We start from the raw sequence: 13,129 nt of genomic DNA on the forward strand, positions 1-13,129 counted from the left end.
GCTGAGGGCAGCCTTCAGCGTCGACTCCGCAAAAAGGATCCGAGGGCCAGACCAGTGCCCAGCCCGATCAAGGCGCCGGCCGAGGTCCGCCATCGGTGCGATGCCCATGCGGCAGGCGTGGGAGGCGGGCTGGGAGCACGCGGAGAGTGAGCCGGTGGTCCGGCAGCGACAGCGCGCGCGTGCTCCTCGCCCACGACGGTCACGAACCGACGACCGATACGGCTCCCGGACGAACCGGCGATCCATGACGTCTGAGCCCTGCCCCAGTAGTCGCGCCCGGCCTCCCCGGTGAACATCCCGGACAGCATGTCCCGAAGGAGACTCTCGGGAATCATCCCGATTTCGAAGCCCATCCACGCATAGTTCATCATCAGATCGGAATAGACATGCCGTTTCTGCTTCTCCGGCTCGACGATGTCCGTGTGGCCCCAGACGGGCTGGAAGAGCGCCATGTCGTCAAGCTCCAACCGGACCAGTTCAAGGTAGTAGGTGCGAATCCCCTGGATCTGCTCCGCCCTGGCCTGCCGGTTCTGAACGATCAGCGACACCGCGACGCCGGCCAACGCCAGCGTCGAGACGATCGCCGACGTGAAGCCGTACGCGGCACCGATCTGACTCAGCCGGTTCCAGTCCACGCCCTTGGAGCCGGACATCTCCTCCAGCACGAAAGGCGACAAGAGCACCACCGTTAGTGCAATCGCCGCAGCGGCGACCAGCCCCAGAGACTTGGCCATCCGGCGAGCCACCGATGCTGCCCCCGCCGGATGATGACGAACTATCAGGTCGATCAACCCCAGGCCGGCCTGCCCCTGTGACTAGGCCGAGCCTGGGCAGCCTACTTCCAGCCGACGAACAAGCCCTGTGGTGGCGACATCTCGGGCAGCTGTGGAATCCGCCAGTCGGCGTCGGATTGAGCTGCGAGGTCGGTCAGGGACCGGGTTGCGGGGCGCATGTCGGTCACGCTCTGGCCGTCCTCTGGGACCATCGCGTCGAGGCGGACCAAGTATGCGATGCAGCCGGGAGTACGGGCGTATCAGGCTGTCGGCCCAGTCCGCCCGGGATCCTGCCGGTAGGCCTCGGCGGGCCGTCCGTGCCGGTCGGTTCTGTGGACAACGGCCGCTGTGTTCCCCTCCGTTGTGTCGGCCGTCGACGCTGCCGTCGTTGTGGTGAAGGCGCCTCGTAACGCGTGGAGCCCTATCCGGCGTTGTCCCCTCTGGCAGGCCTCGGGGGCACTAGCCTGTCCTCGATCAGCGACGACACCTGCCCGCCCGCGGCCCGTTGCGGGGGAGCGGACTGGGATCATCGGTCGCGGGGGGATGCATGGCCGACGAGAAGCAGTGGGACCACGGCGGGGGAGACGTTGCGGCGCTCCGGGCCTGGGCCGCCGTCGCCGTTCGCCAGGCGCACGAGCTGTGGCCCCAAGCGCGGAAGAATCCGCAGCTGCCCGCGTTGCTGCTCGTGACCGAGCATCTTTCCACCGTCGAGAGGCTGTTACCGGCGGAGGACCCGGCCCGGGCGGCCGTTGTGCCCTGGCTCGGGCTGCTGATGAAGGCGCGGCTCAAGGGCCGGCCGCACGCCGATCCGCGGGAGCGGGCGGCTGCCCTGAGCCATCTCCGGTGGACCGACCGTGCCAGGCCGCTGGACGACCGGCTCGCCATGATGGCCCGGGGCAACCTGGCCGAGCTGCTCATCCCGCCGGGCATTCCTCCGGAGGCGCGCGACGGCTCGGGGCCGCCCGCTCTGGCCGCATCCCTGCGGGAGCAGCTGACCGAGGCCCTGAACGTTCTCGCCCGCATCGTCGCCGGGGACCTGACGACGCGGGAGAGCATGGTGGCCGTCATGGAGAGCGTCGCGACGATGCTGTCCTCGCTCCCCGGCCCGCCCGGGGGGAGTGCGCCGTCTCCGCCTCAGGAGGGCAACGATGGTGAGGAGGAGATGGCGGGCCCGGCCGGTGCGGTGCCCCAAAGCGAGCCCGTGGAAAAGGCCCTGGCCGCCGCCGTCCAAGGGGTGCTGGACTGGGCACGCCGGGACGCGGTGCGTTTCGCACGCCTGCTGGAGTGGCTGTGCGTCACCGTGAACGAACCCCGGGTCGCCACGGCGGACGCCGGCCGGGAGCTGGCGGATCTGGGCCTGGACCAGCCGGAGTTCGCGCCGCTGCACGAGCTGCTCGCCGCCCTCAGATCGGGCGGGCAGGATCCCCGGTCGCTCGTCGAACGCGTCCACAGAGCCGCGCAGGCGGCCAGGGAGGTGTTGCTCGCCCTGCCTGCGGACGCACCTGAGCGGATCCGCGTCGCCAAGTTCCACGCGGCCCTGCTGGTGGCCGGGAACTTCCGGATGCCCGAAACGCTGGACTTCGGCGAGGTGGACGCGGCCGCGATGCAGCCCGACCCCGACCCCGCGGCGCGTTCGGCCTGGCGGCGAGAGCTGAGCCTGGAACTGATCCTGTCCACCTCGATCGACAACCTGTGGGTATCGAACGGCGAGCTCGCGCGCGTGGAGCGGAGCGCGGAATGGCTCCGGGAGTGGATCGACGCCCTTGACGCGGACGGGGCGAAGGCCTCAGCCGCCCGGCGATACCTGGCCATCCTCCTCGCCCATCGCGTCGCCACCGCCGCCACGCTCGGAGGCAGCCTTCAGGACGGCGCCGCCGCCCTGTCGATGGCCGAGGTGCTGTCCGCCGCCGATGAACGCGACGAAGTCCAGGCGCTGTTCAGCCTCTACACCGGGTTCCAACTGGCACGCCTCAGCCGAGACCAGGCCGCGCTGGTCCGCGCGGCAGAGGACCTGATCCAGACGCTGAGCGACCGGTACGCCTCCCCTGCGCCCGACGCGGGCACACGCTTCGTCATCACCGGCATGCTGGGCCTGGCCCACAGCGAACGTGCCGCCCACACCGGAGACCAGGCCGACCTCCGCGCCGCCGCCCGGTACCTGCGGGAGGCGGTGGAGACCGATCCGGCCACGGTCCCACCGCTGTTCGCACCGTTCTTTCCCACTACACGGGCCCAGCTGATGACCGGGCTGGCCATGGTCGACCCCCGCCGGGAGGTCATCGACCGCGCCATCGCGGAGGTCCACCGGGTGATCGAGGAATCGCGGACCGTCCCTTGGGAGGAAGCGCGGCTGAGGCTCGCCCTCGGCCGGGCCATGATCCGCGCGACCACCCACCGCAGTGACGTCAGCCTGCTCGACCCGTGCATCGCCGAGCTGAGCCGGGTCCGCGCCCTGGCCGCCGAAGGCCATGGCATGTCGTTGACCGTCGAGGTTCTGACGGAGCTGTCCACGGCCCACTGGATGAGCGTGGTGACCGGTGGCCCGCGCGCGAGTGAGGACCGGAAGGCGAGCCTGGACACCCGCCGCGAGGCACTGGAGCTGATGGCCGCCGATGTCCTGCTTCAACTCGGCGCCGAGCACGCCCTGGCGGTGGCCCGGGCCGCGACCGGCCACGTGCTGTGGCTGGCCCTGCGGTGCGCCGAGGACAGCCGCCCCGCCGAGGCCGTGGAGGCGCTGGAGCTGGGTCGGGCCCTGGTGCTCCAGACGGCAGCGGCCGCACATGGCGTACCCCGGCTGCTGGCGGACCGGGGTCACTCCGACCTGGCCGAACTGTGGCGGGCGCAGGCCCCGCAGCATCCACTGCAGCGGGATCCGCGCGAAGGGGATCGGGTTGAGGGGAACGCGGGCGAGGGGCAGCCGGCTGAGGAGGATCCGCTCCCGCCGAGGAGAGCGGCCGTGGTGGCGGCCCCGGCCCCCGGCGCTGAGCTGCCGAGCAGCCTGCGGCGCAAGGCGCTCGCCGCACTGGGGGCGGGAAACGGCACCGGCGCACGGGAGTTGCTCGGCACTCCGGACGCCTCCGCACTGACCTCCGCGCTGGCCGCATCGGGGGCCGACGCACTGGTCTACCTGGTCCCCGGCGAGGGCTTCCGCCCTCACATCCCGGGACGCGCGCTGATCTTGCGCCCCGGTGGCGCCGAGCCCACCGTGCTGGCTCTGCCGCTGCTGCTCTCCCCGGGCAGCCACCAGTTGGAGCGTTACCTCGCCGCCGCCGCCGACCGTACCCGCAAGGCGGCCGACCCGGACGCGTCGGGTGCGTCGCGGGCGGCCGCCGAGACGGAATGGCGAGCGGCGCTGAGCGAGCTGTGCGACTGGGCCTGGCCCGCTGCCGTAGGGCCGGTCCTCGACTCCCTGGAACCCCTCGGCCGCCCGCCGCGGATCGTGCTGATCCCCTGCGGCCCCCTCGGCGTCGTCCCCTGGCATGCGGCGCGCAAGCACATCCCGCTGGGCGGTCACCGGTACGCCTGCCAGGACGCGGTGTTCAGCTACGCCCCGTCCGGGGCGCAGTTCCTGCGGGCCGCCGCCCGCGACCGGCTGCCCGTCGGCGGGCGCCGGGTGCTGGTCACCGACCCGCGGCTCAGCCTGGTGTGGGCCGAGGTCGAGACGGAGGCGCTGCGTTCGGCCTGCTACCCGGACGCCCGGCGCTACGGCGAGTTCGTGGCCGCCGAGGGCGTGCCGGATGCGCCGGGGAACTGCGAGGACCTGCTGGCCGTGCTCCCGGGCGGCGGTCAGCCGGCGGCTCTCGTGCACGTGTCCTGCCACGGCGTGGCCGGTCCGAGTCCTACGCGATCGGCGCTGTCGCTGGCCGACGGCGAGCTGACCGTCGCCCGGATCCTGGACCACCCCGCGGCCGCGGCGCCCGGCCCGGACGGCCCGCTGGTCGTGCTCAGCGCCTGCGAGACCGACCTGAGCACGGGCGACCACGACGAGGCACTGACCCTCTCCACCGCCCTGGTCGCCCGGGGCGCGGCCGACGTGGTCGGCTCCCGCTGGGCCGTCAACGACAGCGCGACCGCCCTGATGATGGCCGCCTTCCACCACTTCCTCACCAGCCAGGACCTCGCTCCCGCCGACGCGCTGCGCGCCGCCCAGCTGTGGATGCTCGACCCGGACCGCCGGCCCCCGCCCGGCCTGGGCAACCCGCTGCGCCGCGACGCCGCCCGCGCCGACCTGAACGAGATCCACCTGTGGGCAGCCTTCACCCACCAGGGCAACCCCGCAGCCCGCTGAGCCCCGCCCGCGCGGCGCCGGACGTCCAGCCCTCGCCCGGGATCTCGTCAACCGCTCCCGAGCCGAGTCAAGAACGGCCCCCACAGCTCCCGCAGAGCCCGGTCTTCCTGGGCCACCTGGTGCACCCGGAGCCTGAGGGTGGTGTTCTCGGTGGCGAGTTGACCCGCGCTCGGGCACTGCACGCGGGCGAGGACCTCAAGGCCGCCACGGCGGAGTTCGTCACCCTCGCGGCCGCGTCGGCCGACTGGGACGACGACCCGGGAAGCCACGCCATGATCGCCGCGGAGACCGCCATACTCCTCGGAGAATCCGGCGAGTTCGGCCGGGCCCGCGAAGCCGCCGACCAGGCACTCGCCGCCCACGCCCGCGCCCCGCGCTACGAGCAGCTCAGCAACTGCCTGCGCGAACTCGCCCGCCTCCAGGCCCAGCAGCAGGGCCCCGACGGCCTGGCCGACGCCCTCACCCTCCTCGCCGACGCGGGCCGGATCGCCGACGAGGCCCGCGCCGCCGAATACGAGGCCCATGGCCGTTCCCTGGACACCGCCCTGGCCTACGAACACGGACGGGTGAACGCCTACGCCGGCGAGTACGAGGATGCACTGGCCGCCCTGGAGAAGGCCCTCGCCCTGCTCGGCGAGCCGGGACGGGAGGATGACCACGTCGGCGAGTGGGCCGAGTGCATCCGCCTCGCGGGCGCCGTGGAGGGCCTGTACCTGGAACGCCCCACTCCCGCCCTCACCCGCCTCGACGCGGCGATCTCCCGCCTGACCGCCCTGGGCCACACCGAGGAGACCGAGCCGCTGACCTCCTTGGCGGCCCGGCTGCGCGACAAGAAGTGACACGCCGGTGCGGGGGCGACAGCGCGCCCCGGCACCGGCGCCCACATCCTGATCGGAACACCCCCGCGTCGGCGGAGCGCTGACCAGCGTCTCCACCCGGAGCGCCCGGAGACCCGAGCGCACTCTCCCACGGCACCGCGCTGTTCAATAGGCGGGGGTACTAAAACAACTTCCAGTGGCCCTCGGAGACTACTTCGACGGTGCCGTCGGCCACCTTGATGGCGGTCTGCTCGTCAATCGCGTACGCCGGGCCCGCGATCCCGGCCGCCCATCGTTCTGCCGTGGCCATGGTGTTTTCCGGGCAAGCCGGATGATCCAGGTGCGGGAAGATCGAAAAATCAACCACGCCCAGCGTGCTGTCGCCGCCGGTGGGCGGCTTCCAGCCCACGAAGTCCTCCCCGATGCGGGGGGTCATCACCATGCTCCCGGCGCTGAGTCCCACGTAGACCGTGTCGGGCAGCGACGGCAGGAGTTCCGCCAGCCCGGATTCCCGCATCCAGTGGCCCAGGTACAGCGCGTCACCGCCATTGACCAGCAGGACGTCGGCCTCCCGGACCCAGGAGACCCAGCGGGCTTTGTCGATGCTTGGCAACGCGGTGAGTTCCAACACGCCCACCGACTTCCACCCCAGCCCGGTCATGGGGCTGGGGGATCGTCCGCTGATGAATCGCCATGGCCCGCCCGGATCGGCGTCGGGGGCCCCGTACCCCGCGGTGGGGATGCAGAGGGCGCTGGACTCGGCGATCGGCTTGCCCAGGAGGTCGACCAACGCATCCTGGATGCTCGCGTTCTTGATACCGGAGTCGGTGAGGAGAAGCTTCATCATGTCCTTCCCGAGGAATGTCGTCGACGTGGTCAGAAGCGGTAGTTGGTCTGGCTGAACGGACCGCCCTTGGCGTGACCGTACGCCGTGCCGGTGTGCTGATCGACGAACACCTCAGGCAGGGCGCGGGAGAGTCGTCACAGTGGCTGCTGGCACGAGCGGATACCTCATGATGCCGAGAGCGGCGCTGCGCTCGGTGCCGTCCAGGAGGTAATCAGTCTCCGGATCTTCCCCATGGCGATGGCGGTGAAGGGGATGCCCTCGCTCGGAGCGACGCGGGCATCCAGCCCTTCCTCAGTGCCGATCCACAGCACCTGCAGGCTGCGCCCGGGGCCGGACAGGAGTGACCGCCCGTCCCGTTACCCGTGACAGCCAAGCGGAAGCCGCCGGAGGAGCCGACGTGAGGACCGTCAGGAAGCAAGCTGTTCACGATGAAGGGTTGCCATCTGGGCCGCGCTGAACTCGCTCGTGCCGTAACGGATCCCGAGCCGTCCCCCTGCTGGCTCCGCAAGCCGTCAGCCGGCTACGGGAACAAAGCATCTGGAACGGCGCGGGAATGGCATGCGACGGCGGCGCGGCACCGCACGATGAAAACAGGCTGCGCCCACACCTCATGCCGTAGCGCAGGTTCGCGCCGCCTCACCGAGGCGGCGGACGCCCTCGGTGAGGTCGGCGAGGTCCTCCGAGGCCGCGAAACCGAGCCGGAGGCAGGGGCCTGGTTGCTCGGCCGGGAAGTAGCGGGCGCCCGCGTTGACCGCCACACCATGGGCCCGTGCCGCGTCCGCGACGGCGAAGTCCTCGAGGCCGGGCGGGAGTTGGACCCACAAGTGCAGGCCGCCCTCCGGGATCCGGGTCGGCGTCCAGTCGGGCAGTTCGCGCGCCATGGCACCGGCCAGTACCGCACAACGCTCCCTCAGGTGCGTGGAAAGAGCGCGCAGATGCCGGTCCCATGCGGGAGTGCTCACCAGCTCCAGGGCCGCCTCCTGCAGCGGCCTGGCGACGAAGAAGTCGTCCACCCGGCGCATCCCCTGCAGTCTTCGCATCACCGGTCCACGGGCGATCACCGCTCCGATGCGCAGGCTCGGTGAGGCCGGCTTGGTCAGCGAGGTCAGCTGGACCACTGTGCCGTCGCGGTCGTCCGCGACCAGGGGGAGGGGCACCGGGCCGCCGTGGCCGAGGTGGCGGGCGAAGTCGTCCTCGACGAGGAACGCCCCGGCGGCGCGGGCGACGTCCACGACCTGGCGGCGCCGCGCCGGCGCGAGCACGGTGCCGGTCGGATTGTGGAAGGTGGGCTGGCAGTACAGCAGCCGGGCTCCGGTCACGGCGAAGGCGTCGGCGAGCAGGTCGGGGCGGATGCCGTCGCCGTCCATCGGTACGGCCACCGGGCGCAGCCCCGCCGCGCGGGCTGCGGCCAGCGCGCCCGGGTACGTCGGCGACTCCACCAGCACGGAGCTGCCCGGCGCGGCCAGCGCCCGGAACAGCATCGACAGTGCGCCCTGGCCGCCGCCGGTGACCAGCACGTCCTCCGGGCCGACCGCGCTTCCCGCCGTTTGGGCGAAGACCGCGCGCAGCGGCGTCAGTCCCGCGGCGGGTGCCCGGTCCCAGGCGCCGGGACGGCGGGCGGCGCGGGCCAGCGCCGCGCTCAACGCCCGTTCCGGGCGCAGCGATGGGTGCAGATAGCCGCCTGCCATGGCGATGGCGCCCGAGGGCGGCGGATCCGAGAGGCCGTCCGCGGCGCCCGGATCGAAGTCACGTCCGGCGAGTGCCACTGCCTGCCAGGAGGTGTCCGGCACATCGGTGGCAGAGCGGGCGCGGCGCGGGGCGACGTAGGTGCCGCTGCCCGGGCGGGTGACCACCTCGCCCTCGGCCGACAGTTGGGCGAACGCCCTCGACACCGTGACCGGACTGACGCCATGACGCACCGTCAACTCCCGGCTGCTGGGCAGCCGGTCACCGGGTGAGAGACGGGCGATCTCCGTACGGAGCATCCCAACCAGCGCCTCAGTACTGCTACTCTCAGACATGAGACAACAGAGTAACGCTTCTCTCCCTGCTGGAGAATCGCTCCTCGACACGGCGGCGGAGATTGCGGAGCTGCGCGCCGACACCCCGGGCTGCGAGTCGGTCATCCACTTCAACAACGCCGGCTGCGGCCTGGTGGCCCGCCCGGTCCTCGCGGCGATGACCGACCACCTCCGACTGGAGGCGGACATCGGCGGATACGAGGCCTCCGCCGCACGGGAGGTTCAGGTCCGCGACTTCTACGCGTCGATCGCCGACCTCCTGGGCACCGCCCCCGGCAACATCGCCTTCGCCGGCAGCGCGACCCACGCGTACACCAAGGCCCTGTCGGCGATCGACTTCCGGGCCGGCGACGTCATCCTCACCACGCGCAACGACTTCATCTCCAATCAGATCGCGTTCCTCGCCCTGCGCAAACGCTTCGGCGTCGAGATCGTCCACGCCCCCGACCACCCCGACGGCAGCGGCGTCGACGTCGACGCCATGGCGGCGCTCATGCGCTCCCGCCACCCCCGCCTCGTCGCCGCGACGCATGTACCCACCAACTCCGGCCTCGTGCAGCCGGTGGCCGAGATCGGCCGCCACTGCCGGGAGCTGGGCCTGCTCTACCTCGTCGACGCCTGTCAGTCGGTGGGGCAGTACCCGATCGACGTGGACGAGATCGGCTGCGACCTGCTCACCGCGACCTGCCGCAAGTTCCTGCGCGGACCGCGCGGTTCGGGCTTCCTCTACGTCTCCGACCGCGTCCTGCGGGAGGGCTACGAGCCCCTGTTCATCGACATGTACGGCGCCCGCTGGGTCGAGCCCGAGACGTACCGGCCGGTGGACAGCGCGGCACGGTTCGAGGAGTGGGAGTTCCCGTACGCCACCCTGCTCGGCTGCGCGGCGGCGGTGCGCTACGCCCTGCGGGTCGGCCTGGAGCCGATCTCCCGCCGGACGCCCGCACTGGCCGCCCGGCTGCGCGACCGCCTGGCGGACATCGCCGGCATACGGCTCCTCGACCGCGGCCCGGCCCCGGCGGCGCTCGTCACCTTCGAGGTCGAAGGCCGGCAACCGCAGCCGTTCAAGACGGCCCTGGACGAGCGGGGCATCAACTCCGCCCTGAGTTTCCGGGAGTTCGCACAGTACGACTTCGGCGACAAGAACGTCGACTGGTGCCTGCGCCTGTCACCGCACTACTACAACACCGAGGACGAGGTCGACACGGTCGCCGCAGCCGTCGCCGAACTCACCGAACAGGGACGGAGGAACCGCTGATGGCGTCGGCGAACGTGACGGCGGCCGGACCGGAGACGCCGGCCACCGGGAAACCACCCAGGACCCTCTGGCACAACGGGGACTTCCTCAAGTTCTGGCTGGGCGAGACCGTGTCGCTGCTCGGCACCCAGGTGACCACCCTCGCGCTGCCCCTCACCGCCATCCGCGCGTTCGGGGCGAGCGACGAGCAGGTGGGACTGCTGCGGTTCCTGCAACTCGCCCCCTACCTCGGCCTCGCCCTGATCTTCGGGGTGTGGGTGGACCGGGTCCGCAGACGCAGGGTCATGCTCGCGGCGAACCTGGTCCGGATGGTCCTGCTGGCGCTGGTCCCCGTCCTGCACTGGGCGGACGCCCTCAGCATGGTCACCCTGACGGTCATCGCGTGCGCCGTCGGTGTCGCGTCGGTGCTGTTCGACGTGAGCTGGATGTCGTACGTCCCCACCCTGGTCCGCGATCCCGATCATTACGTCGAGGCGAGCCAGAAGATGGGCGTCAGCTCCTCCACGGCGGATGTGGCGGGGCCCGGCCTGGCAGGCGTCCTGGTGTCGGCGCTGACCGCACCGGTGGCACTGGTCGTGGACGCCTTCTCGTACCTGGTCTCCGTGATCTCCCTGCTGCTCATCCGCACACCCGAGCCGCGTCCGGAGCAGGGCGCTCGCCGCCACATCTGGTCGGAACTGCGGGACGGCCTCCGCTGGGTCATGACGGACAGGATCCTGCGAGCCCTGGCGCTCGTCGGATTCTGCTGCAACTTTTCCATGATCACCGTATGGACGATGTTCCTGCTCCACGGCACACGCGACCTCCACCTCGCCCCGTCGGTCCTCGGCGGCATCTTCGCCACGGCCTCGGTCGGGGGCCTCATCGGCGCGTTGATCTCCGGACGGGTGATCAAACGGTTCCGCCTCGGACGCGTCTACTTGCTGGCCCAGTCGGCCCTACTGCTCGGCCCGAGCCTCCTCGCCACCGCCGCCGGCCCGAGCTGGCTGGTGATCGCGATGTGCGTGGCGTCCTTCTTTGTCACGTACCTGGGACTCGGCGTCGCCAATGTCATCATCGTCAGCCTCCGCCAGACGAGCACCCCCGCGTCGATGATGGGACGGATGACCGCGGCTTTCCGGACGCTGTTGTTCGGCGGCGGCGCACTCGGCGGCCTGTCCGCCGGTCTCCTCACCGGCGCGCTCGGCGGCAGAGGCGCCCTGACCGTCGCGGCGATCGGCTCCGCCGCCGTGGCGATCGGACTCTTCGCGTCCCCGGTCACCAGGCTGGCAGCCCTGCCGTCACCGACTGAGCGACGTGTGCAGTGAACGCCAACGCCGTCGTACCGAGGCCGTCGTGGTGTGCTGTCCGGAATCGCGGCGGCTGAACTGCGGTCCTGCAGGTTGGCTGAGATTGCCGCAGGTGTGGTGAGAACGCCCACAGGCGCCTGGTGGATGGCGGCCTTTCATGGGCAGTGGTGATTTCGAGGCGCTTCCGGCGTTCTCTCATCCCCTTTCCTGGCGGCACGAGTTGAGTATGGCGAGCGCGGATTGTGGGCGTTGGATGTGGTGGGATTAGGTCAGGGGCTGGCGCGGCGGTGGGCAGGCTTCAGTGAGCCAAAGTGGGTCACCTTGGCGGCTTTCTTCAGAATGTCCGTCAGAACGCGTGTAACGAAGGTGCGGACCGAGGCGGACTGGAACCTCGCGTGGCTGACCGAGGTGTGCGATTTGCTCTGAACCGGCAGTTCTCAGCGGTAACTGGCGGCCAGGGTGGTGAGGACCCGCCGGGTCTTGTTCTCGGGGTTCTCGGAAATCACTACCCCCAGGTCCCGCACAGCGGATTCGAGTTTCTTCTGCTTGTGTTTGGCCCGCGCCTCGAACTGGTCGGCTTTCTCGTCGTCTTTGGGCTTGACCCGGATCGACAGTTCGAGGAAGTCCAGGTCTGCAACCGACCACCGCTCCAGGTCGACCTCCAGGTCGTCCAGCGGAACGTTGTTGAACTTCGTCGAGGAAATCGGACCCAATGCGGCAAGTTCGGTGATGTGCACTGTGGGTGCACATTTCTGCAAGAAATGCTGCTGCCGGTCGTCGAGCGAAGCGGCGGCATTGGCCCCGGGTGCCACGGCGTACAGGAGCGCCCCCTGCGGGCGGGTGCGCGTGGCGGAGGCGGCGAGTACTCGGCGGCTTCCCGACCAGTCCTGCTCGATCTTGTACTCGAACGACTCCCTGTCGAACCGGCTGGAGAACTGGCCGACCAACTGTGCCTCGGTGCACGGACGCAACTTGACGGTTAAATCGTCCGGGGTGTCCCCACTTCTGAACCTGACAATCACACCGCTGTCCAGCAATAGCCGGCCGTCCGATATCTCCTGGAGATCCTCGGCGAACCAGATGAGGCGCTTCTGTACCGGGCCCTGTGGCTGATCCAACGTCGACAGAGCATCCGCGATATTACCGTCGATGTTGACCTTGATCTCGGCCGGAAAGTTCATCACACCGCTCCCGTCATTCTCACGGCGCGTTCACTACGGTTGTCGTGAGGATCCTGACGACGCTGATGCCCGAAGCTGTTGAACGCCGTCTGTAGATCCGGCCTCTCCTCAGACTCGGATCGACGCCGCCGGGATCCTTCTCTGCGCCGACGAAGTCGCCGCGGGCGTCTGGTTCATCTCGCTCAGATCCGCGACGGCCAATGGATGACATTCGTTCTGTCGGTGTGGGCCGCCGCGACGACGTCGCCGGACTCCGTGCGGTCGAGCTGTCCGTAGGAATGATGTATGGCTGATCCGGCATGGTGCTCCTTTTGGCACGGATGCGCTGCCGCCGGGTCCGAGTCCATTGTCCTGCCGCGCCACGTGGCGGGCGACTCGGTGACGGACAGAGATGACTTCCGGGCTGACCGGATCTCTCAGGTGCTGCCGCCCGGCGAGGCCGACCGATTCCTGGTGGCGTTCGAGGGCAGCGGCGGTTCGTTTTTCCGGGCCCGCGCGACGGTTGCCTACAACGCAGGCCGACTCGTCAGGTCAGAGCAGGAACTGAGGCGTCTCACCTCAGTAGCTGTTGTCGTTCCGATCTTGAGGTGTGCGCGTCGAACGGGAGTCTCGATCGGGTGATCGAAGCTGGCTGCGGGCATGAGTACATGGCCGCTT

General features: G+C 70.4%; 7 protein-coding genes and 1 pseudogene. 4 read left to right on the forward strand and 4 right to left on the reverse strand.

Translation table 11 applies throughout. From position 1 onward, the window contains the following. Nucleotides 1–14 precede the first annotated feature (14 nt). Nucleotides 15–734, reverse strand: coding sequence for a DUF6082 family protein (locus BEK98_RS38240; RefSeq protein WP_094221361.1), 720 nt, complete (start codon nucleotides 732–734; stop codon nucleotides 15–17). 586 nt (nucleotides 735–1,320) lie between these two features. On the opposite strand from BEK98_RS38240, the gene BEK98_RS38245 reads away from it, so the two are divergent. Next, entirely contained in the window at nucleotides 1,321–5,061 is a 3,741-nt protein-coding gene (locus tag BEK98_RS38245) for a CHAT domain-containing protein (RefSeq protein WP_094221362.1), read from the forward strand. 158 nt (nucleotides 5,062–5,219) lie between these two features. Beyond that, a pseudogene (locus BEK98_RS38250) lies at nucleotides 5,220–5,900 on the forward strand (hypothetical protein); the annotation flags it as partial. Between the two features lie 160 nt (nucleotides 5,901–6,060). Here BEK98_RS38250 and BEK98_RS38255 read toward each other — a convergent pair. Both BEK98_RS38255 and BEK98_RS38265 read right to left on the reverse strand, forming a co-directional pair. Then, nucleotides 6,061–6,723 (reverse strand): Type 1 glutamine amidotransferase-like domain-containing protein, encoded by a 663-nt coding sequence (locus BEK98_RS38255; protein WP_094221399.1) that lies wholly within the window; start codon nucleotides 6,721–6,723, stop codon nucleotides 6,061–6,063. 611 nt (nucleotides 6,724–7,334) lie between these two features. Beyond that, nucleotides 7,335–8,747: an aminotransferase-like domain-containing protein gene (locus BEK98_RS38265; RefSeq protein WP_167444351.1), complete on the reverse strand. Its 1,413-nt coding sequence runs from the start codon at nucleotides 8,745–8,747 to the stop codon at nucleotides 7,335–7,337. Between BEK98_RS38265 and BEK98_RS38270 the strand changes: the two genes are divergently transcribed. Together BEK98_RS38270 and BEK98_RS38275 are read left to right on the forward strand one after the other, a co-directional pair. Beyond that, nucleotides 8,746–10,002 carry an aminotransferase class V-fold PLP-dependent enzyme gene (locus BEK98_RS38270; protein WP_094221364.1) on the forward strand — a complete coding sequence of 419 codons (1,257 nt, stop codon included), beginning with the start codon at nucleotides 8,746–8,748 and terminating at the stop codon, nucleotides 10,000–10,002. The genes BEK98_RS38265 and BEK98_RS38270 overlap by 2 nt on opposite strands. Continuing rightward, nucleotides 10,002–11,309 (forward strand): MFS transporter, encoded by a 1,308-nt coding sequence (locus BEK98_RS38275; RefSeq protein WP_094221365.1) that lies wholly within the window; start codon nucleotides 10,002–10,004, stop codon nucleotides 11,307–11,309. Before BEK98_RS38270 ends, BEK98_RS38275 begins: the two co-directional genes overlap by 1 nt. 419 nt (nucleotides 11,310–11,728) lie before the next feature. Here BEK98_RS38275 and BEK98_RS38280 read toward each other — a convergent pair whose 3' ends face one another. Beyond that, nucleotides 11,729–12,472: a hypothetical protein gene (locus BEK98_RS38280; RefSeq protein ID WP_244202153.1), complete on the reverse strand. Its 744-nt coding sequence runs from the start codon at nucleotides 12,470–12,472 to the stop codon at nucleotides 11,729–11,731. Nucleotides 12,473–13,129 lie beyond the last annotated feature (657 nt).

The sequence above is a fragment of the Streptomyces diastatochromogenes genome (assembly GCF_002242805.1).
Taxonomy (GTDB): Bacteria; Actinomycetota; Actinomycetes; order Streptomycetales; family Streptomycetaceae; genus Streptomyces; species Streptomyces diastatochromogenes.

Bases quoted from the DNA above. Each gene is read 5' to 3' on its own strand.
- BEK98_RS38245 (WP_094221362.1), top strand. From the start codon at position 1,321: ATGGCCGACGAGAAGCAGTGGGACCACGGCGGGGGAGACGTTGCGGCG.
- BEK98_RS38265 (WP_167444351.1), bottom strand. From the start codon at position 8,747: ATGTCTGAGAGTAGCAGTACTGAGGCGCTGGTTGGGATGCTCCGTACG.
- BEK98_RS38240 (WP_094221361.1), bottom strand. From the start codon at position 734: ATGGCCAAGTCTCTGGGGCTGGTCGCCGCTGCGGCGATTGCACTAACG.
- BEK98_RS38255 (WP_094221399.1), bottom strand. From the start codon at position 6,723: ATGAAGCTTCTCCTCACCGACTCCGGTATCAAGAACGCGAGCATCCAG.
- BEK98_RS38270 (WP_094221364.1), top strand. From the start codon at position 8,746: ATGAGACAACAGAGTAACGCTTCTCTCCCTGCTGGAGAATCGCTCCTC.
- BEK98_RS38275 (WP_094221365.1), top strand. From the start codon at position 10,002: ATGGCGTCGGCGAACGTGACGGCGGCCGGACCGGAGACGCCGGCCACC.
- BEK98_RS38280 (WP_244202153.1), bottom strand. From the start codon at position 12,472: ATGAACTTTCCGGCCGAGATCAAGGTCAACATCGACGGTAATATCGCG.